Below are 21424 nucleotides of genomic sequence, written 5' to 3'. Positions count from 1 at the left end.
ACCGTAAAAAACACTACCTTTGCACGCAATTAATCCGTAATTGCTATGCAGGCTCACCTAAATAAAATAGTTGGCGAAGGTCTTACTTATGACGATGTACTTTTAGTCCCGGCTTTTTCAGAAGTATTGCCCAGGGAGGTCAATATCCAATCTAAATTTACCAGAAATATCACTATTAACGTTCCTATCATATCCGCTGCCATGGATACGGTAACGGAATCCAGAATGGCCATTGCCATGGCCCAGGAAGGGGGTATCGGGGTGCTGCACAAAAATATGACGATTGAAGATCAGGCCATGAAGGTGAGGCGTGTGAAGCGGGCAGAAAGCGGAATGATTTTAGACCCTGTGACCTTACCGCTAGACAGTTTGGTGAAAGACGCCAAGGCCAGTATGAAAGAACATAGCATAGGCGGTATCCCTATAGTGGACAAGGCCGGAAAGCTAATAGGTATCGTCACCAATAGGGATTTGCGTTTCGAAAAAAATAACGAAAGACCCATTGCGGAGGTCATGACCTCCGAAAATTTGGTCACTGCAAAAGCGGGAACAACCCTTGGGGAGGCAGAAGATATTTTACAAGAGCACAAAATAGAAAAACTCCCTGTGGTAGATGACCACCAAAAGTTGGTAGGATTGATCACATTCCGGGATATTACCAAACTGACCCAAAAACCAATCGCTAACAAAGACCAATACGGTAGGCTTCGCGTTGCGGCTGCGTTGGGGGTTACCGCAGATGCCGTAGACAGGGCAGCAGCCTTGGTTAAGGCAGGTGTGGATGCAGTGGTCATTGATACCGCCCATGGGCACACCAAAGGGGTGGTCATGGTATTAAAAGAGGTTAAGAAACATTTTCCGGACCTTGAGGTCATTGTAGGAAACATCGCTACTGGCGAAGCTGCAAAATATCTGGTAAATGCCGGTGCAGATGCCGTTAAGGTGGGTATCGGCCCAGGTTCTATATGCACAACCCGTGTGGTGGCAGGAGTAGGTTTTCCCCAATTCTCGGCGGTTTTAGAAGTGGCCGCGGCCATTAAAGGTTCCGGGGTTCCCGTCATAGCAGATGGGGGAATCAGATATACGGGGGATATCCCTAAGGCCATAGCCGCCGGTGCGGATACCGTGATGTTGGGCTCACTATTGGCAGGCACCAAAGAAAGTCCGGGCGAAACCATTATTTATGAAGGCCGAAAGTTTAAAAGTTACCGCGGGATGGGTTCGGTAGAGGCCATGAAGCAAGGCTCCAAAGACCGGTATTTCCAAGATGTGGAAGATGATATCAAAAAATTGGTTCCGGAAGGTATCGTGGGGCGTGTTCCCTATAAAGGGGACCTTTTTGAGAGCATCCATCAATTTGTTGGTGGGCTCAGGGCCGGTATGGGCTACTGCGGAGCCAAGGACATCGAAACCCTAAAACAAACCGGTCGCTTTGTAAAGATTACCGCTAGTGGTATCAATGAAAGCCATCCTCATGACGTGACCATTACCAAAGAGAGCCCTAATTACAGTAGGTAAGGCGGAGGTGCCTTAAGGTGGTTTAATACGACTGATAAACAACCAAGTCCGTTTTAAAAAAGCCAGATTAGGATAAAGTACGCATACATCGGACTAAACTAGCGTTCTATTTGGTGGTTTTATCATCAACGGTGTACAAAATACCCTAGCGCTATTGCCCTTTCCCTAGGTCATGTTTCCTGTATCAATCTAACCATTTGAAAATAAAGTATTTCCATACCAAATTGCTGTTTGATATCTCAAATTTTTTGAATACATTCAGGCGATTTTGAATGGCTTAAAGCAATCCTGCCCATTTTATTGGTGGTATCGTGTCGTTCTTGCCTGTTCAAACTCCAAAAATCACAACAACTAAACCACATCAAATGCAACTACACATTCAGGATTTAAGTAAAACCTACTCCAACGGGGTACAGGCTTTAAAGGGAGTGAATTTAACCATACCTAGCGGCATGTTTGGCCTTTTGGGGCCAAACGGTGCCGGTAAATCTTCTTTAATGAGAACCTTGGCCACTTTGCAAGAGGCGGATGAAGGCACTGTGACCTTAGGGGAAATAGACGTGCTCAAGGACAAGGAAAAAGTTAGGCAAATTCTTGGCTACTTGCCGCAAGAGTTTGGGGTATACCCTAAGGTGAGCTCCTACACCATGTTGGATCATATTGCTTCTTTAAAAGGAATTTCCAGCAAGGGCGAGCGCAAGGATTTGGTAGAATCCCTTTTGACCAAAACCAATCTGTGGCACGTTAGGAACAAAAGCCTTGGGACCTATTCTGGAGGTATGAAACAACGTTTTGGTATTGCCCAAGCATTGATTGGGGAACCCCAATTGATTATAGTTGATGAGCCCACTGCTGGCTTGGACCCGGCCGAAAGGGTGCGCTTTCATAATTTGTTAAGTGAAATAGGTGAGAATACCATCGTCATCCTTTCCACCCATATTGTAGAGGATATTTCAAACCTCTGTAATAACATGGCCATCATTTGTTTGGGCGAAGTGGTGGCCAAGGGTAATCCCGCTGAATTGACACAGGCCGTAAAAGGCCGTATTTGGAAGAAGTCTGTACAAAAACAAGAGCTTCCATCCTATCAGGCAGACCTACAGGTAATATCTACCCATTTAAAGGCAGGTAAAACCGTGATACATGTGTTAAGTGATGAACGACCTGACGCCACTTTTGAGGCTAGCGTTGCCAATTTAGAAGACGTTTATTTTGCTGAGATTACTTCGCGAATGGAAACCATTTCTGCATAGTTCAACCCATAAAAATCCAGCAATTATGTTTAAGGAAATTTTTCTTTTCGAAATCAAATACCGTTTAAAAAGACCCGCCACCTGGGCCTACTTTGGAATCTTATTTTTGTTTGGGCTGTTCGTAGCCATTGGTGATAATGGGCCCGCATCGGAAAAGGTATTTGTAAATGCGCCTGTTGCCATTGCAACGACCCTTGGTACCATCAGTATTTTCGCTATTATGATTGCAAGTGCCATCATGGGCGTACCTGTATATCGTGATATTGAGCATAAAACGGACAACTACTTTTTTTCCTTTCCCATCTCGGAAAAGGGATACTTGTTAGGACGTTTTTTTGGGAGTATGACCACCCTCTTTTTAGTAAGTTCAGGCCTGCACCTTGGACTTATCATCGGGGCGTTCATAGGTCCCTATGCGGGTTATGTGGAGGCAGATCGGTATACTTCCCTGAACTTATGGCATTACTTACAGCCTACACTCATTATCTATTGGACCAATCTGTTTTTTGCCGGCACCATCTTTTTTGCCTTGGTAAGCCTTACCAAACGAGTAATGTTGGCGTATGCTGGTGGGGCACTTTTGTTCATTACGTATTTGGTCACTCTTACCCTTACCCAGGATATAGACAATAAAACCATTACCAGCCTGTTGGACCCCTTTGGTTTTACCAGTTTAAATAATTTAATAGAGTACTGGACCCCAGAGGAACAGAATACCCAATTGATACCTTTTGAAGGGCTTTTGTTCTGGAACAGAATCATGTGGATTGGTATCAGCATAGCCCTGTTTATTTTCACCTTGTTTAGATTCAATTTTCAGTCCTTTCTTAGTAAAAATCTAAAATCAGGAAAGAAACTAATTAAAGATACGGTGAGGGGTGGCGCGGCTCTTACCAAAATACCTAAGGTGCAAAAGGTGTTTGGTAGCGCCCAAAATTTAAAATTGTTGTTCAAGCTTACTTGGATGGAATTCAAGAATATAATCGGTGATAATTTCTTTAAGGCCATACTGATTGCGGCGGTAGCGTTCTTATTTTTTGACGGGTATTTTGGAGCCCCAATTTACGGCACACCTTCCTTGCCCTTAACGTATTACATGTTAGAGGTTAAAGACTTTACCTATATTATTTTGGTCTTTGTGCTCATTGTATTTATGACCGGTGAGGTAATGCACAGGGAAAGGGGCGTGAAATACGACCAGATTTTTGGCTCTTTGCCCATACCCAATCGTATCGTTTACGGCTCAAAATTTTTGGCCTTGGTACTCATCAGTTTTATTTTGGTGAACATGATTTTGGTTAGCGGGGTACTTAATCAAGTGCTCCAAGGGTATTTCAATTTTGAGTTTGGTATGTACTTCAAAGAACTATACCTGTTTGAATTTCCCAAGTACATCAGTTTTGTAATGCTGGCATTCTTTGTGCATGCCGTGGTCACCAAAAAGTTTTTGGGCCATGTAATTGCCATTGCTATTTGGGTGCTTTTGTTTGGTATCAATTCGTTGGCAGAGATTGATAATAACATGTATTTCTATAGTTATGCACCGGGCTATACCATTTCGGATATGAACGGTTTTGGCCACTTTACCAAGGCGCTGCTATGGTTTAAAACCTATTGGCTGGCCTGCGGTGGGCTGCTTACAGTATTAGGCTATTTGTTTTGGAAACGAGGCACGGATTCTGGTGTCAAAGCTAGGCTTCAGGTCGCCAAAAGCAGATTAAACTGGCAAACTATGGGTCTCATGGGTACTTGTCTTATAGCCTTTATCGCTATTGGGGTATTTATTTGGACTAATATCAAGACCATTAATAAGTACGTAACGGATGACGAGGCTACCCTAGCGCGGGCCAACTATGAAAAAGAGTTGATAGCATATGATAAAATAGCGCAGCCCAAAGTAGTAGCTATTGATTTAAAGGCTGATTTGGCTCCCGAAGAACGAAAGGCGCGAATCAAATCGGTTTTTACCATGACCAATAAGACCGATGAGGTTATTGAAAGCTTACATTTAAACTGGGGAGCGGAAGGGCTGTTAAAAAAAGAGGTGAACCAATTTACCGTTCAGGGAAGCGAACCAGTACTCAAAAAGGAATACGGGGATTATGGATATAAGATCTATAATTTTAGCACACCTATGCAGCCAGGTGATACCCTGACCATGGTATTGGATGTTTCTGCCTATTACAACGGTTTTCCCAATGAAGGTTCCGGTTCTTCACTGGTATATAACGGAACTTTTCTAAATGATGGTTTTTTTCCATCCTTTGGTTATAATGCTAGCGGCGAACTCTCTAGCGATCAAGACCGTAAGAAATATGAGCTTCCGGTCAAAGACTACCAATTACCGGAACAGACAGACGATTGGGGTACCAGTAACCTCTTGTTTAATGATGATGCCGATTACATTACCTTTAAAGGTACCGTAAGCACCGCTGGGGACCAGATAGCGGTGTTACCAGGTTACTTAACCAAAGAATGGAAGGAGAATGGAAGAAGTTATTTCACTTACGAGATGGAAGGTGAGATGGATTTCTTTTATAATATTTCCTCAGCTAGGTACCAGGTGCACCGGGAAACTTGGAAGGGTAAAAACGGCAATGCGGTGGCCATAGAGATTTTTCATCATCCAAGCCATACCTATAATATAGATAGGTTTGTGAACGGGGTCAAGAAATCCATGGATTACTTTACGGAGAATTACGGGCCTTATCAGTACCGTCAGATTCGTATCCTGGAATTTCCACGATATTCCACATTTGCCCAGTCGTTTCCGAATACGGTGCCTTTTGCAGAAAGTTTTGGTTGGGTTGGGGATTTTAGTGACCCCAATGACCTGGACTATCTGTTCACGGTGACCGCCCATGAGGTGGCCCACCAGTGGTGGGGGCACCAGATAACACCCTCGGCAACGCGGGGGGCCAACCAGATATCGGAGACCATGGCAGAGTACTCTTCTTTAATGGTGATGAAAAAAGAATATGGCGTAGATGCGATGCAACGATTTTTAAAGGAGGAACTGGATAGGTATTTGAGCAGTCGCGCTTTTGAGAGCAAATTCGAAAAGACCCTATTGGATAATGATACACAGTCCTATGTTTGGTATCGTAAGGGAGGCCTCGTGTTATATGCGCTGCAAGATTTGGTGGGCGAAGATTCCTTAAACCAGCAATTTAAAGCCTATGTAAAAGAAGCCGCTTTTAGACCCAAAGCACCTTTTACTACCACCCATGAGTGGTATGAATATTTAAAACGGGCGACTCCCGATAGCTTACAGTATTATTTAAAGGACAGTTTTGAAAAAATTACCTTGTACTCCAATAAAGCTAAGGACGCCACCTTTAAGGAAAATGCCGATGGTACCTTTGAAGTAAGTTTTGATGTGGAAAGTGCTAAAAATTATTATGACGGTCTTGGCAAAACCTTGGATAGTCCGGAGCGTCCAAACCTCTTGGAAATAGGGATATTCCAGACCGATACAGTCAACAACAAAGGGCTCACCGTTAAACGTCCCCTGCTATTGAAAAAGCTGTGGGTACAACCGGGGGAGACCAGGTATTCCTTTCAGGTAGATAAGCGTCCTGCCAAAGTAGGTATCGATCCCTATAACAAAATGATCGATAGAATTCCAGATGATAATATGGTGGAGGTAGAGCAGGAGGACTAGTGCCGACAAATGGAAAATAAAAATGGAGGTTAACGTCTTTCCCGCTAAGGGGAGGGCGTCTCTTTTTTAAGGTCTTTTATTTTCCTGCGCTGGAATAGGTTTTCCAATCTTTATCCTTATAAATGTTTTCGCCAAAATATTTAGCAATTTCCAAGAACGGTCCCACTTTTTGATATCCAGGCACCGGAGAGAGCATTTTAAGGTCTTCATCCAGAAATATGACCGTAGGATAACTCATTTTGCCTTGCAACAGGGCAGCGGCCAATTCATGGTATCCCCTGCGTCCTTGCGCAACGTACTTAAAGGTTCTGCCGTCATATTCAATGGGCTCTTTTGCTTCGGCATCCATTTTTACCATGTAATAGTTTTGGGCCATGTAAGCGGCCACTTCAGGGTTTTGAAAGGTGTCCTTGTCCATTTTTTTACACCAACCGCACCAATCGGTATAGACATCTACAAAAACCTTCTTAGGGTTGGCTTCGGTCTTGGTTAGGGCAACGGCCTCACTCCAAGAAATCCATTTTACTTCTTGTGCGGTCAATGAGGCAGAGGTGAGAACCCATAAACAAAGGATAAAAATACGCATACGTTAAATTTTAGTGACAGTCGATGTCTTATGGTAAACCTAACGAAAATTATGCCAGATTATTTCGTACCTACGGTGGACTTATCATCCTCAAAAACATGGGCTATGTCCACCTGGTTATGCAGGATATCGTCAAAGGTTTCCCTCTTGCGTATCAAATGTGCCTTGCCCTTATGGTAAAGGACCTCTGCCGGCCTATACCTGGAGTTGTAATTACTTGCCATGGTAAAGCAATAGGCACCGGCGTTCTTAAAGGCCAATACATCACCCTCTGTAATCTCGTTGATACGTCTGTTGCTAGCAAAGGTGTCCGTTTCACAGATATAGCCCACAACGGAATAGTAACGTTCACGGCCCTGTGGATTGGAAATGTTGATAATCTCGTGTGTTGAGCCGTAAAGCATTGGGCGAATCAGATGGTTAAACCCGGAGTCAACGCTTGCAAATACCGTGGATGTAGTTTGTTTTACCACATTAACCTTGGCTAAAAAAAAGCCGGCTTCACTCACTAAAAATTTGCCCGGTTCAAAAGCAAGGGTCAGCGGTTTGCCATAGTCGGCACAGAACTCATTGAATCGTTTGGTGAGTTTTTTGCCCAATTCCTCTACATTGGTTTCAATATCTCCTTTTTTATAGGGTACCTTAAAGCCACTGCCAAAATCGATAAAATCCAATTGCTTAAAATTCTTGGCCGTTTCAAAAAGGATTTCAGAGGCGTATAGAAAAACATCGATATCCAAAATATCACTACCCGTGTGCATATGAATGCCGTTGATGTTCATTTTGGTAAGGTCCACAATGCGCAATAAATGCGGTATTTGGTGAATACTGATTCCAAATTTAGAATCAATATGCCCTACGGAAATGTTGGAGTTTCCGCCCGCCATCACGTGTGGATTGATGCGGATACAAACTGGAATGTCCGGGTGCTTACTGCCAAACTGTTCCAAGACAGAAAGGTTATCAATATTAATTTGCACTCCTAGTGCCGCAGCTTCTTCAATTTCCTCTAAGGAAACGCCATTTGGGGTGTAAATAATGGCCTCTGGTTTAAAACCCGCCAATAAGCCCAATTTCACCTCTTGGATGGATACGGTGTCCAAACCACTGCCCAAACTGTTGAGCAAACGTAGGACGGATAAATTGGACAAGGCTTTGCAAGCATAGTTTAAGCGTAATTGTGGTACATCTTTAAACGCTTGGGTGAGTCTTTGGTACTGTGAGCTTATTTTCTCAGCGTCATAAACGTATAAGGGAGCACCAAATTCCTTGCTGATTTTTAATAGGGTGGACGTGTCCATGGTCTTGTAATTTAGGCCTAAACTAAAAGGAGCTTATTAAGGAAACAAAAATAAGAACAGAAAATTGATTAATACAACAAAATGTTACAAAAATAACAATCTAAAAATAGCTTTCATTTCCAAAATGGTCTTTAATTTAGCCAAAAAAATGCCCTATGAAGTTACCGATGTTTCCATTGCAGTCCATTTTTTTTCCGGGTGAAACCGTTCCCTTGCATATTTTTGAACCTAGGTATCGGCAATTGATAAATGATTGCCGTGAGGAGGCCCTTACTTTTGGGATTCCGGTATTCAAGGATAAAACCATTGAATATGGTACGGAGGTGCAGTTGGTAGAGGTGGTAAATACTTATGAAGGCGGTGAAATGGATGTCATCTGTATTGCCAGACAAGTGTTTAGGGTCTTGGATTTTGAAAACAGGATGCCCGGTAAGCTATACGCCGGGGCAGTGGTATCTTTTTTAGAGGCGGATAACGATGCGGACGAAGGACTGCGGAAGCAGGTGCTCAAAAGAATCAAGGTTTTGTATGATTTAATGGCGGTAGAAATGCCCCAAGTTCCTTTTGATAAATTCAATAGCTATGCTTTTGCCCATAAAATGGGACTTTCCTTTGAGCAGGAATATGAGTTGTTGCAACTAACCAATGAAACGGAAAGGCTACATTATATTGATGATCATCTACAAAGTACCATTGCCGTTTTGGAGCAGATAAATACGACCAAGGCCGTGATAGAAATGAATGGGCATTTTAAAAACTTTGACCCTTTGGATTTTGAAGACTTCACCCTTAACTAAGGCTTTTACTTTCGTTGATTTGGTCAAACGGAAATCACAGCCAAATAATTATAAAATCTAAGGGTGGTTTCCTATTTTTGCACCTTAACAAAACGATAGCTCTATGAACCTCCACGAATATCAAGGTAAAGAAATTTTAGCCAGCTTTGGCGTCCGCATCCAGCGCGGTATAGTTGCCCATAATGCCAAGGAAGCCGTAGATGCGGCAAAACAGCTCACCCAAGAAACAGGAACGGGATGGCATGTCATTAAGGCCCAAGTGCATGCGGGTGGCCGTGGTAAGGGTGGTGGCGTAAAATTGGCCAAAAACCTTAAAGAGGTAGAGGAAATAGCAGGCAGCATTATCGGGATGAATCTAATTACCCCGCAAACTTCTGCCGAAGGTAAAAAGGTCCACCAGGTTTTAATCGCCGAAGACGTCTACTATCCTGGTGATAGCGAAACCAATGAGTTTTATATGTCCGTGCTATTGAACCGTGGTACGGGTAGAAATATGATCATGTATTCCACAGAGGGGGGAATGGATATAGAAGAGGTAGCAGAGAAGACCCCACATTTGATTTTTACTGAGGAGATAGACCCGGCAGTGGGCCTTATGCCTTTCCAAGCAAGAAAAATAGCCTTTAACCTAGGGCTTTCTGGAACAGCATTTAAGGAGATGACCAAATTTGTCTCCGCTTTGTACACCGCATATGTGGAGAGTGACAGCAGTATGTTTGAAATTAATCCTGTCCTCAAAACATCGGATGATAAAATCATGGCAGTGGACGCCAAGGTTTCCATAGATGACAATGCCCTTTACAGAAGAAAGCAATACGCGGAAATGCGAGATTTAAGGGAAGAAAATCCTATTGAGGTGGAAGCTAGGGCGGTTGGCCTCAATTATGTAGACCTAGATGGAAATGTGGGTTGTATGGTCAATGGGGCAGGACTTGCCATGGCCACAATGGATTTAATCAAGATGGCAGGTGGGGAACCGGCAAACTTTTTGGATGTAGGTGGTACCGCAGATGCCAAAAGGGTAGAGGAGGCCTTCCGTATCATATTAAAAGACCCTAATGTTAAAGCCATTTTAATCAATATTTTTGGTGGCATTGTACGTTGTGACCGTGTGGCACAGGGCGTAGTTGACGCGTATAAAAATATGGGGGATGCCATTAAAGTCCCTATCATCGTTAGATTACAGGGAACCAATGCAGAACTGGCCAAAGAGATTATTGACAATTCCGGACTTGCCGTGCATTCCGCAGTGCAGTTCCAAGAGGCGGCAGATAAGGTCAAGGAGGTTTTGGTGTAATACTGCGACTAGGTAAAGATTTGGGAGCGATGCCGTGGCATCGCTCTTTTTTTTATGCATTATTTGGGATATCGATAGAGAGCTATTGAGCTAATAAGCTAGGGCGTTGAGCAGCGGCAATAGCTATGGCAACAGGACATAATTAGGTTTGTTTTTGGACTATAATTGTTAAAATTGGACAATTCATGTAACATTTTTAATTATGAGCCGTCTTTTCTACATAATCATCAATTAATAATCATTTAAAAAACGAAATCATGAGAAAAATTAGTTTAACTGTTATGGCCATTGCCTTATTGTCCGTTTCTACACTATCCGCTAACCCCGTTACTGAGGTTAAGAACCCCGCTTCAGAATTATCAACACAAATTCAAAGTTTGTTAAAGGAGAACACGTTTAGGGTGAACACCGATATGATAGCAAATGTGAGGTTTACGATCAACAACAAAGGCGAGATTGTAGTGCTTTCCGTGGAAACCGAGAACCTAGCACTTGAAGGTTTTGTGAAAAATAGGTTGAATTACAAGAAAGCCGATGTCGCCAATGTAAAACCGGGTAAGGTATATACGGTGCCGGTAAGAATAAAGGCTTAGGAATGGTTGGTTAGCCGTTTACCGCATGACCAAAAGGTAAAATACCCTTCGGCTTGCCCTAAGCTAAATTATTTGGAGTAGTAAAGAATCCTGAATCACATTCAGGATTTTTTATATACGAAATTGATGTTCTGGGAGTTATTATTAGGTAAGTTGTTCCAAATGTATACCTACGAAGACAAACTGGGCATTTTAAGTGAATTGATAGAGTTCGCTCAAGTTGATCTGACCATTAAGGATTCAGAATACGATTTCTTGTTGAGCATTGCCCATCTTTTGGAGGTTAAAAAAGCATCCCTTGACAAGTTGTTAAAGGGCAGAAGACCAATTAAAAAGACCTTTTCACAATTAGATAAGATTGTGCAATTTCATAGGCTTTTGCTATTGATGAACGTGGATAACGAGCAACAGGCCGCAGAAGTGGCCAGGCTCCACAATATTGGCCTCCGAATGGGCTTGCCGCCCAACGCCATTTCCCAGGTCTTGGAAGTCATGCACCAATACCCCAATAAAATTATCCCTCCTGATGTGTTGCTGGGGATATTTAAGGCCTATCAGAACTGATAAATGACATTATGACATTTATTAACCTATAAAACATGTCATAAAGGCAGTTTTTTCCTTTGGTATATTCTTTGTCCTTTAGCTCGTGAGTTTAATTAAAAATAAAATATCATGAGTTTAGTAAAAGCAAATCATACCATTTTCCCAAGTTTAATGAACAATCTTTTGTACCCAGACTGGTTTGGTGGCCTTGAAAATACGCAAGCGTCCGTGCCTGCTGTCAATATCGTGGAAAACGAGAACGACTTTAGGTTAGCGTTTGCCGTTCCCGGTTTCACCAAGGAAGATTTTAACATTGAATTAGACAACGAAACCCTTACGGTGTCCTCTATTAAAAAAGAGGAGAAAGAGAAGGAAGAAAACGTCCATTTTACGCGAAGGGAGTTTAGTTACCAAAGTTTTAAAAGGGCATTTACCCTACCGGAATCCGTGGATGGAGGTAAGATAAATGCAACTTACGAAAATGGCATCCTCCGTTTGGTACTGCCCAAAAAAGAGGAAGCACTTCCAAAGCCAAAACGTTTCATTGAAATTGCATAAAGATTTGTGGCCTTGGTTGGCCACAATGTTGGTTGTTTAGTTGGTTAGTTGAGTAGAGCGTTATCCCATGTATTTGGGGTAGCGCTCTTTTTGTTTATGGATGTTGGCGTTCTTTGAAAATTTTAATCCTGCTCTTGCAACATTTTAATCTCATCCCGTAGTTTGGCCGCTTCCATAAAATTTAACTCCTTTGCAGCTTTTTCCATGGCTTTACGTTTTTCCTGGACAATTTTGGCTTTTTGTTCGGGGGTAAGGTAGTCCATGTCGGGTTCTGCAGCCCGTAGTTCCTCTTTTTGATAGTGGTAGGTAGATACGGAGTTTTTGGCCAAAGCACTATCCAAACTTTTGTTCAGTGCCTTTGGTACCAGTTTATGCTTGGTATTATAGGCTATTTGTTTTTCACGACGGTAATTGGTCTCATCAATGGTCTTTTGCATGCTTTCAGTAATCTTATCCGCATACATAATGGCCCTTCCGTTTAAATGTCTGGCTGCCCGGCCTACAGTTTGCGTTAGGGAACGGTTACTTCTTAAAAAACCTTCCTTATCCGCATCAATGATGGCTACAAGGGAAACCTCGGGTAAGTCAAGCCCTTCCCTTAGCAGATTTACCCCAATGAGCACATCAAAAATGCCTTTCCGCAAATCTTGCATGATTTCCACCCGTTCCAAGGTGTCCACATCACTATGGATGTAGCGGCAGCGTACATCAATTCTGGACAGGTATTTGGTCAGCTCTTCTGCCATTCTTTTGGTGAGGGTGGTCACCAGTGTACGCTCGTCCAGTTCTACCCTTTTTTGAATTTCCTCTATAAGGTCATCAATTTGGTTAAGGCTGGGCCGGACCTCTATAATTGGGTCCAGCAGTCCCGTTGGGCGTATCACCTGTTCCACATAGACTCCTTCGCACAGTTGTAACTCATAATCTGCAGGGGTTGCACTTACGTAGATGACTTGGTTTTGTAGGGCCTCAAATTCTTCAAACTTTAACGGCCGGTTGTCCATGGCCGCTGGCAAACGAAATCCGTAGTCCACCAAGTTTTCTTTCCTAGAACGGTCGCCGCCGTACATGGCGTGCACCTGTGGAATGGTTACATGGCTTTCGTCTATAATAGTGAGGTAATCATTAGGAAAATAATCCAATAGGCAAAAGGGCCTTGTGCCCGGTTCCCTCCCGTCCAAATATCTGGAGTAGTTTTCAATACCGGAACAATAGCCCAGTTCACGAATCATCTCCAAATCAAAATTAGTGCGTTCCTCCAACCGTTTGGCTTCCAATGGGCGTCCTATTTCCTTAAAGTATTCTATTTGTTTGACAAGGTCGTCCTGTATATTGTGGATGGCATTCTGCAAGACATCTGGCGAGGTCACGAACATATTTGCTGGATAGATGTTTAAACTGTCGTATACCTCTATGACCTTGTTGTTAAAGGGGTCAAGGGCTTCAATTTCTTCAATTTCATCGCCAAAGAAATGAATACGAAAAGCGTGGTCCGCATAACCGGGGAATACATCCACCACATCACCTTTGACCCTGAAGTTCCCATTTCTAAAGTCTGCCGTGGTCCTAGAATATAGGCTCTGAACCAATTGTTTTAGGAATTTGGTCCTGGAAATTACTTGGTCCCGTTGAATGGAAATGACGTTTTTTTGAAATTCGATGGGATTACCGATGCCGTATAAGCAGGATACCGAGGCAACCACGAGCACATCCCTTCTCCCAGAAAGAAGTGAAGAGGTAGTGCTGAGCCTGAGCTTTTCTATATCCTCATTAATGGATAGATCTTTTTCGATATACGTTCCACTTGTGGGGATATAGGCTTCTGGTTGGTAATAATCATAATAGGAGACAAAATATTCCACTGCATTGTTGGGGAAAAATTGTTTAAACTCGGAATATAATTGTGCTGCCAGTGTTTTATTATGTGCCAAAACCAAGGTGGGGCGCTGTACTTCTGCCACTACATTGGCTACGGTAAAGGTTTTTCCCGAACCCGTTACCCCGAGTAGGGTTTGGTGGGGTTCCTTGGCTTCTATGCCGTTAGAAAGTTTTGCTATGGCCTGGGGTTGGTCGCCCGTAGGCTTAAAATCTGATACAACCTGAAACTTCATAAGGTAAAAATACGAAAGCCATTACTCACCTGGGTAATTAAAACTAGCGTTTCAAGGTAAAAAAACCCTGCACCACCCGGTTAAGGTCATCCACGGCCCGGAACCAATAGCCACCAGCGGGCATGGGCCTGCCATTAAAAGTACCGTCCCAACCAGGTGAGTCTGGTGAAAACTGCGCCAGTAGTTTGCCGTAGCGATCAAAAACCTGTATGCTTTGCAATACAATGGGGTCTCCTTCCTGTGGCTGTATAAACTGCCAAGTATCGTTGATGGTGTCCCCGGTTGGCGTAAAAAATTTAGGAAATCCTTCTACCGTCAGATCTTGTACAAAGCTTTCCTCTGCAATGCCACAACCGTTTTTGTCCCGTACATAAATGGTTCTGCTTCCTGGTGCTATATCATTAAAGACAGGGCTATCTTGGTAGGGGCCGTCGATAGCATCAATGGCATACTCATAGTCGCCGCCACCAGATGCCTCAACCTCAATCCTTAGTCCAAGCGCACTCTCGGTAATATTTAGCCGGTCAATGGTGGCAATTTCTGAGGAAACTACCTCAAAAGGGAGCAGGGTAGGACATTCAATAACCCCACCGGGTTGTGATACCAAGGTATAGGCTTCTAGGTAATAGGCTCCCGTGGCATCAATGGTTATTTCGTTGCTTTCGGAGATCAAGCGTTCATTGTCAAAAGGGTCTACAGAAAACCAGCGGTACCCATCTGCCCCGCTTGGAGCACTAAGTGTCAGGGGATCGTCATTTTCGCAGAAGGAAAACACAGTTGGCAACTCCAATTCTGGGCTAAGCGTGACAAACTCCCCAGTATCACGGTCCAGAAAAGGCCCGCAGCCCAGTAATGTGGAAAAAGTTTCCTGTCCGCAGCCAATGGCGTCCCCGGAAGCATTAAAGGGAATTATGGTGATAAAAAAGGTCCTGTTGGGTTCAAAATCGATAACGAAGGTGCTGTTCATGGTAAATACGGCATTATCCAAAACATCACTTGCGGAGGGTGATGAGCCTATGGTAACCCGGTATCCAGTTGCACCTGCCACAGGATTCCATTCCAGTAAGGGGGTAAGGGGTACATTTAGTGCACCATCTGCCGGACTGATCATATTGGTGCAGCTGGGCAATGGCGCCAATACCCCGGTGGTAAAACTAAATTCGTCGCAATTTATGGCAATACCATTTTCATTTTTTGCAACGACACGGACATAAAAGGTAGTATTGGGGTCCAGTTCCCCGGGAGGGTTATAGGTGAGATTGGGCACATCTAACGCAACGGCCACGTCAGAGGCCCCAGGGGTAGTTCCTATGAACACATCGTATAAGGTGGCCGTGGGCACATAATCCCAGATAATATTGGTGAAGACGCTTACCCCTGTGGAGCCATTTTCCGGAATGCGAACCTCCGCACATTCTGGTACGGTGGTGACATCCTCCGTGGTGAAAGACTGGCTTGGGCAAACAATATCCGTACCCCCTTGAAACAGGAAGTCCAAGGTAATGGTCACATAAATCTGGGTGTTTTCCGGCAGTCCCAACGGAGGGGTATAAGAGGTTGCACTGCCTACTGATGTCTGGGCAATATCATTGGAGCCAGGTGTAGTTCCCAAACTAATGATATAACCGGGTATACCATCAACGGCCTCCCAGGTAATGGTGGCATCAACCGCAACGTTTGTGGCACCGTTTACGGGACTGAGTAAATCTGGACATTCCTGCCCCCATATAAAGACACATGGCAACCACAGGTAACACAGTAGTAAGGTCTTTTTCATAGGGCGTTCTAGTGCAATACCCCAAGATACTACAAATCACGCTTTTTTAATAATGCGTAGGATGAATAGATGAAAATAGCCGTCCATGCCATTACAATCAAGACTTCATACCAATGCACCTGGTAGTTCAAGGCTATTTGTTCCCCTACTTGGTCAGCCACCGTCTGTACGGCCTCCAATCTGGTAAAAGGCTCTTTAATGAGGTTGAACATGGACTGCAGTGGAAAAAATCCCATGATAATTTCAGTGGTATCCTTGTCAAATAGTTTCCAGCGAATCAGCCCCCTGATGATGCCCTCCAGTACCTGCCAAATAAACAAAAACCCTAGGGCAAAGGCAGACCGTTTTACCAAAATCCCCAAAAAAAGACAGAAGGAGAAAAAGCCTACCAATTTCATAAAAAATGCAAGTACAAATTCCAGGTCGGACAATATGATGGACCATTCGTTATAGTCGGAATAAAAAAGTCCTAAAGTCAGGGAAACGATAAAGAGAAAAACCGTGGATACCAAAGCAAAGGATATGACGGTCAAAAACTTGGACAGGATGAATTCTTTTTTGGAAAGTCCGTCAATCAGGTTTTGCTTTATGGTCTTGTTGCTGTACTCATTGGCCATCATGGAGACAATGACTATCGCCAAAAACAATTTAAAAAATGCGGTGATAAAGGTGTTAAAGTGCCAGATGTAGGGGAAATTAAAAATACCTATTTCCGCAAGGTGAAATTTCACAGGGCCAATATCAAACTTAATGGCTGCTACAAGTGCAATGGAGGTCAGCAACAAAAAGTAGGAAGTAATCAAGACTTTGCTAGCCCTGTTGTTCCAGAGTTTGATAAATTCTATTTGTAATAATCGTAACATGCCTTGCTATTGGTTTTTGGTTAGTTGCAAAAATTGTTCCTCCAAACTTTCCCGTCTTTTAACGAGATGCGACAGAAAGATACCTTCCTTGAACAACGCTTTATTGAGCTCCTCTGCGGCCAGTTCTTGATTTACGAATGCGGTGATCATGTTGTCCGTTTCCTGGATTTTGGTAAAACTGTGGTGAGCACGTAGAAAGGCAAGGAGTGCTTCCTTTTGTTGGCTCCTTAACTCAAAAAAACCATGACTGGCCAACATGCTATCCACGGGGCCCGAGTAGAGTTTCACCCCTTTTCTAAGAATGACCACATGGCTACACACCTTTTCTACCTCGTCCAGTAGATGTGATGCCAATAAAATAGTGGTTCCCTGTGAAGCAATTTTTTTGATGATTTCCCTAATTTGATGAATACCTTGTGGGTCTAAGCCGTTTGTGGGCTCATCTAGAATTAGGATTTCTGGATCATTGAGGAGGGCAGAAGCTATGGCCAAACGCTGCTTCATCCCTAGCGAATACGTGCGAAACTTACTGTGTTTTCTGTCCAGCAAACCAACTAGTTCCAGCTTTTCTTCAATTTTGGTTTCTGAAACCTCTTTTATTTTACAGACCAATTTAAGATTTTGGATGGCGGTCATGTATGGATAAAAATTGGGACGTTCAATAATGGCCCCTACTTTTTTTAAGGCTTGATGCGTTGAGCTGCTACCATCAAACCAATGAAATTCCCCTGTAGTCTTATTGACTACATTGAGTATAATGCCCAGAGTGGTGGATTTTCCGCTGCCGTTTGGCCCTAGGATACCGTAAACGTTCCCTTTTTCAATGGTAAAGGATAAATCATTGACGGCGATTAAACTGCCAAACTTTTTGGTGAGGTTGGTCACCGTGAGTATCGTTTCCAAGTTAGGATGTTTTTGGTTGTTATATTCACAGGACGACCGAGACAGGGTTTTGTTACACCCCTAGCCATAATTCTTGTTAGCTGTGCGTTCTATTTGCCATGTACTGGCAATGGCAAGGATTGTAGGTAGTGCGATTTACATAAGCTCACCCTGTAGCATTATAGTATGTTTTGGTTGACTATTTTTCAATAGGTAGGGTAGAAACTACCTGTTCCATGTTCATTGAGCAAGGATATTGGGATTGCTAAAGGCCATTAATTAGTTGGGGTTTACCCTAAAGGTAATCCTACGGTTGGTGATAATAGACCTAGGGCCAACGTTGAGCACAGCTGTGTTGGAGAAGGTCTCCCCACATATAAAGCTGTCATTGGTTAACCTAACCCGATAGATATAGCCGTTTTTATTGAGATTGGGATTAAGAACGGTCAAAACATCGGTTTGTGTGCCCGTATATTCTGCCCCATCACTAATATCATTGAAAACCAGACCACCATCTATGCTTACCTGCCACTGGAAGTTATCCGTATTGGATTCCGTAATGCCAAAGGAGCCATTATTGGGCAGAAACACTTTTTCATCCAATGGTTGCACGCTAATGTTAGGGGCAGCCCCACTTTCTTGAAAATCAAAGGTGCCATTGGTGTCCATATCGGCTGGTGCCGGATAGGTGGCAGCAGTAACGGTGCCGTCAGGGTTTGTAGCTGGTGGTGTTCCGGTTCCGTAGGCTTCGCCATCACCACCGTCCGCATTCCTATCGTTATAGGCTTCATTGGCATCAGAGCAACCATCGTTATCAGAGTCAAGATCATAACTGTCTAAAACGGTGTCACCATCACTGTTTATTCCTTCACAAGATGAGATGGTAAAATTAACATCGTCGAAAAGGGAATAGCTAAAACCGTCATTATTTTGTCCATAAACATAAATCCTTAGCGTGTATGTGGTATTTGGGTTAAGCGGAAGTATAGGTTCATCCAACAAATCAAATACTTGGTAGGTAGCTCCGTCATTGACAACGGCCAAATCTGTAACCGTAGGTATGCTGGATGTGAAACCATCTGCAGAAAGCCTCGCGCTTAAACTATAAGAATTACCTCCAGATGGTTGATACCATCCAAAATTAATGTTTTGGAGAACCGGGTTGGCCAAATCACCTGCAGTGGTAAATGAAACTTCAATATACTCGTCATTGGCAAAAGCTTCTTCATAACTACTTGAGGGTATATTGTTGATTTGTAAGGCACTACTTGGAGTACTCGCCGAAATACCGCTAAAAGTAATGTTAGAGGCCTGGGTTAGAAACCAAGAGTTGATGCCTGGGTCATAAACGTTGTCCATGGCAACGGTACCGGATGGTGAATTGAAATACCATCCAAAGACCCCATTATTTATACTTCTGTTTGATTCTACACAGTCTTGGATTCCGTCATTATCGTCGTCCAAGTCGTTCACATCCATTACTCCGTCTGCATCAAAATCGTTATTAATGATTACGGCTACCGACGCAAGGTCTGGGGTAATGTTACTATCTACTTGATCTTGGTTATTCGTAGCTATGTTGGCGACCCATTGGCTTTGGGTTGCTGTGTTGTTACTGTCAGCTATCGCTGTAATATTAATGGTTTCCAAAGTGCCGCTAGTCAAAGTACCTATGGTCCAATTTGGTGAGCTCCAAGAGCCTGTGCTTGGAGTGGCGGAGACCAAGGTTAACCCTGCCGGCAACACATCGGTTACCACTAAATTCGTCGCAGGGTCAACGGCATAGTTTTGAACCGTAATTGTAAAGGTTACCGTTTCTCCTTCATTTATTGTTGTAGCGTCCGCTGTTTTTATTAATTCAATATCTGGGTCGCAATAATAAGCTGCTAGTGTATTGGAATCATAGGTACATGGACCTTTAGTTACTCTTACAAAATAATCACCTGCTACTGTTGGATTGTAAGTAGTGTTTGTAGCTCCGACAATGAGTTCCCCATCACCATACCATTGATAGGCATCAAACACTTCTCCTATAATTTCTAAGCTTGCGCCGGGCAAACATTGGGTCCCAGTTATTTGTAAATCTACATTTGGGGCTACATCAAAACCTGAAAAATATCCAGCAATACCTCTATTACTATTAACCCCAAAAAATCCGACAGCAATAGGTCCAGTAGATTGCACATCAACATTTCCGCTAAGATTAGGTATATAAAATGTCTTCCAATCTGAATTGCCAGCAACAGAATTTGAAGCGGGCATGGTAACTATACCTGTGCCATCTGTAACAACAATGTTAGAATCTGGGGTTGTTGTTGATGCAATAATGGTAATGCCGCCTGTTAAAGTTGTATTGGCAGCATCAGTTATATCTGGAATATTATTTACTGTATCTGGAATTAAACAGTTGAGAGGTGCTACAAAATTTAGTCCAGCGGTTTGAATACCTGTACTACCAGCAATATTCTGGTAGGCATAGGCATCTTTTGAAACACGCACATACATATTAGCCCCAGGAGTACTGGAAGAATAATTACTGCCAGGTACCATAAAAAATTCGCCGCTATTAATCGTTGCCATTGGGGTTAAGGCACCATTGACAAAAATTTGAGTATTATTTTGGGTAGCAATAATTATTGGAAATTCATTTGCATCAGTTCCTCCGGCTCTAACAAAAACATATTCTTTACCCAATCTATCCTCTGGAACAGGTTGATCCATACCTGCATCTCTATTTGTGGCGTTGGCTTGTCTCCCATAGTTCAGCATTCCATTACTTATCACAATATCTTTATCAGAATTTACAGAAGCCCCAATCCATCCTTCACTTTGAGCCAAACTAAATGTATTTCCTAAATATGCTTCAAAAACGAAAGATTCATTTTCATCTAGTATTATTTGATAGCTATTATCTGTAATTCCATCACTATCACTACCTAATCTAAAAGTACAGTCTGGATTATAACCTGAAAGCGTTATAGTAGTATTATCTTCAGTTGCCATAATACCTAAAGTGTTCGATTTTGAAGAATGTGTTCCTAGATTGGGTACGCCACCCCATTTGAAGTTTTGCCCCATAGCAGCCCTACCTTTGGCCGTTAATGAAGCAGCTTGCGAACCCGAAACTCCTCTGTAATTAACATAAAAGCTATTTCCACTGGGAGCTTCGAAACGAAGACCGGCATTATTAAGAACTACTCCGGTATTAGCATTTGTTACTAAGGTTATATTATTATCCCCATTGCCTAAAACATATTCTTGCGGGGATGCGTTGGAAATGGTGAAATTAGCAATTGCTGTTGTACTAGTTCCTCTATATATAAAAACCGTAAATGGAGTTATCTCTGGGGTAGATAAATAAACTGACTGTTGTTGGATTGCTTGATTATTCCCCCCTTGCTTTAATGGTGGTAAATAATGCAAATCACTCAGTTGAGCATAACCAAACGAAGTGAACAGTAATAGTATCAGAAAAAGAAGTTGCTTCATTTTTATGAAATAGTATTGGTTTGAAGGGTTCTTTGAATTGTACTTTAGGCAAGATACTTGGGTATGGGGTTGAATCACAATTGTTTGTTGTGAAAAACCTAATAGCTGTTGTATTTTATCGATAAATGTAGTCTAGCACTCGATTTAGAGCCAAAATAAAAGTCTCTTGAATTAGATATTCAAGAGACT

At 42.9% G+C, this 21424-nt stretch carries 15 protein-coding genes; 8 read left to right on the top strand and 7 right to left on the bottom strand.

Annotation, left to right across the window (positions count from 1 at the left end; all coding sequences use genetic code 11):
• Positions 1–45: 45 nt before the first annotated feature.
• The 3 genes from guaB (at position 46) to I595_RS09700 (ending at position 6435) form a co-directional block, all read left to right on the top strand.
• Entirely contained in the window at positions 46–1518 is a 1473-nt protein-coding gene (gene guaB / locus I595_RS09710) for an IMP dehydrogenase (protein ID WP_054559232.1), read from the top strand.
• A gap of 365 nt (positions 1519–1883) precedes the next feature.
• Entirely contained in the window at positions 1884–2771 is an 888-nt protein-coding gene (locus I595_RS09705) for an ABC transporter ATP-binding protein (protein WP_054559442.1), read from the top strand.
• A gap of 25 nt (positions 2772–2796) precedes the next feature.
• The gene (locus tag I595_RS09700) at positions 2797–6435 is read left to right on the top strand and encodes an ABC transporter permease/M1 family aminopeptidase (RefSeq protein WP_054559231.1); all 3639 of its coding nucleotides are present in this window, start codon (positions 2797–2799) and stop codon (positions 6433–6435) included.
• 76 nt (positions 6436–6511) lie between these two features.
• On the opposite strand, the gene I595_RS09695 is transcribed toward I595_RS09700, so the two are convergent.
• Positions 6512–7021, bottom strand: a complete 510-nt coding sequence (locus I595_RS09695) for a thioredoxin family protein (protein ID WP_054559230.1) — start codon at positions 7019–7021, stop codon at positions 6512–6514.
• Positions 7022–7080: 59 nt separating this feature from the next.
• Positions 7081–8322: a diaminopimelate decarboxylase gene (gene lysA / locus I595_RS09690; RefSeq protein ID WP_054559229.1), complete on the bottom strand. Its 1242-nt coding sequence runs from the start codon at positions 8320–8322 to the stop codon at positions 7081–7083.
• Positions 8323–8477: 155 nt separating this feature from the next.
• On the opposite strand from lysA, the gene I595_RS09685 reads away from it, so the two are divergent.
• From I595_RS09685 to I595_RS09665, 5 genes are all read left to right on the top strand, one after another.
• Positions 8478–9119: an LON peptidase substrate-binding domain-containing protein gene (locus I595_RS09685; RefSeq protein ID WP_054559228.1), complete on the top strand. Its 642-nt coding sequence runs from the start codon at positions 8478–8480 to the stop codon at positions 9117–9119.
• A gap of 103 nt (positions 9120–9222) precedes the next feature.
• Positions 9223–10416, top strand: a complete 1194-nt coding sequence (gene sucC / locus I595_RS09680; protein WP_054559227.1) for an ADP-forming succinate--CoA ligase subunit beta — start codon at positions 9223–9225, stop codon at positions 10414–10416.
• A gap of 257 nt (positions 10417–10673) precedes the next feature.
• Positions 10674–11009, top strand: a complete 336-nt coding sequence (locus I595_RS09675) for a hypothetical protein (RefSeq protein ID WP_054559226.1) — start codon at positions 10674–10676, stop codon at positions 11007–11009.
• Between the two features lie 162 nt (positions 11010–11171).
• Positions 11172–11573, top strand: a complete 402-nt coding sequence (locus I595_RS09670; protein ID WP_054559441.1) for a hypothetical protein — start codon at positions 11172–11174, stop codon at positions 11571–11573.
• Positions 11574–11684: 111 nt separating this feature from the next.
• Positions 11685–12113, top strand: coding sequence for an Hsp20/alpha crystallin family protein (locus I595_RS09665; protein ID WP_054559225.1), 429 nt, complete (start codon positions 11685–11687; stop codon positions 12111–12113).
• Positions 12114–12235: 122 nt separating this feature from the next.
• Here the strand turns inward: I595_RS09665 and uvrB are convergent, their stop codons facing one another.
• The 5 genes from uvrB to I595_RS17145 form a co-directional block, all read right to left on the bottom strand.
• Positions 12236–14224 (bottom strand): excinuclease ABC subunit UvrB, encoded by a 1989-nt coding sequence (uvrB, locus tag I595_RS09660; protein ID WP_054559224.1) that lies wholly within the window; start codon positions 14222–14224, stop codon positions 12236–12238.
• A gap of 43 nt (positions 14225–14267) precedes the next feature.
• Positions 14268–16001, bottom strand: a complete 1734-nt coding sequence (locus I595_RS09655; protein ID WP_054559223.1) for a T9SS type B sorting domain-containing protein — start codon at positions 15999–16001, stop codon at positions 14268–14270.
• A gap of 29 nt (positions 16002–16030) precedes the next feature.
• Positions 16031–16864, bottom strand: a complete 834-nt coding sequence (locus I595_RS09650) for an ABC transporter permease (RefSeq protein WP_054559222.1) — start codon at positions 16862–16864, stop codon at positions 16031–16033.
• Between the two features lie 6 nt (positions 16865–16870).
• Positions 16871–17767 carry an ABC transporter ATP-binding protein gene (locus I595_RS09645; RefSeq protein ID WP_054559221.1) on the bottom strand — a complete coding sequence of 299 codons (897 nt, stop codon included), beginning with the start codon at positions 17765–17767 and terminating at the stop codon, positions 16871–16873.
• 258 nt (positions 17768–18025) lie between these two features.
• The gene (locus I595_RS17145) at positions 18026–21235 is read right to left on the bottom strand and encodes a DUF11 domain-containing protein (protein ID WP_083467563.1); all 3210 of its coding nucleotides are present in this window, start codon (positions 21233–21235) and stop codon (positions 18026–18028) included.
• Positions 21236–21424 lie beyond the last annotated feature (189 nt).

Source organism: Croceitalea dokdonensis DOKDO 023, assembly GCF_001306415.1.
GTDB lineage: Bacteria > Bacteroidota > Bacteroidia > Flavobacteriales > Flavobacteriaceae > Croceitalea > Croceitalea dokdonensis.
This window is presented reverse-complemented; position numbering and strand designations above follow the sequence as displayed.

What these genes read in the sequence shown, in the direction of transcription:
- guaB (WP_054559232.1), top strand. Translation starts at nt 46, where the DNA reads ATGCAGGCTCACCTAAATAAAATAGTTGGCGAAGGTCTTACTTATGAC.
- I595_RS09705 (WP_054559442.1), top strand. Translation starts at nt 1,884, where the DNA reads ATGCAACTACACATTCAGGATTTAAGTAAAACCTACTCCAACGGGGTA.
- I595_RS09700 (WP_054559231.1), top strand. Translation starts at nt 2,797, where the DNA reads ATGTTTAAGGAAATTTTTCTTTTCGAAATCAAATACCGTTTAAAAAGA.
- I595_RS09695 (WP_054559230.1), bottom strand. Translation starts at nt 7,021, where the DNA reads ATGCGTATTTTTATCCTTTGTTTATGGGTTCTCACCTCTGCCTCATTG.
- lysA (WP_054559229.1), bottom strand. Translation starts at nt 8,322, where the DNA reads ATGGACACGTCCACCCTATTAAAAATCAGCAAGGAATTTGGTGCTCCC.
- I595_RS09685 (WP_054559228.1), top strand. Translation starts at nt 8,478, where the DNA reads ATGAAGTTACCGATGTTTCCATTGCAGTCCATTTTTTTTCCGGGTGAA.
- sucC (WP_054559227.1), top strand. Translation starts at nt 9,223, where the DNA reads ATGAACCTCCACGAATATCAAGGTAAAGAAATTTTAGCCAGCTTTGGC.
- I595_RS09675 (WP_054559226.1), top strand. Translation starts at nt 10,674, where the DNA reads ATGAGAAAAATTAGTTTAACTGTTATGGCCATTGCCTTATTGTCCGTT.
- I595_RS09670 (WP_054559441.1), top strand. Translation starts at nt 11,172, where the DNA reads ATGTATACCTACGAAGACAAACTGGGCATTTTAAGTGAATTGATAGAG.
- I595_RS09665 (WP_054559225.1), top strand. Translation starts at nt 11,685, where the DNA reads ATGAGTTTAGTAAAAGCAAATCATACCATTTTCCCAAGTTTAATGAAC.
- uvrB (WP_054559224.1), bottom strand. Translation starts at nt 14,224, where the DNA reads ATGAAGTTTCAGGTTGTATCAGATTTTAAGCCTACGGGCGACCAACCC.
- I595_RS09655 (WP_054559223.1), bottom strand. Translation starts at nt 16,001, where the DNA reads ATGAAAAAGACCTTACTACTGTGTTACCTGTGGTTGCCATGTGTCTTT.
- I595_RS09650 (WP_054559222.1), bottom strand. Translation starts at nt 16,864, where the DNA reads ATGTTACGATTATTACAAATAGAATTTATCAAACTCTGGAACAACAGG.
- I595_RS17145 (WP_083467563.1), bottom strand. Translation starts at nt 21,235, where the DNA reads ATGAAGCAACTTCTTTTTCTGATACTATTACTGTTCACTTCGTTTGGT.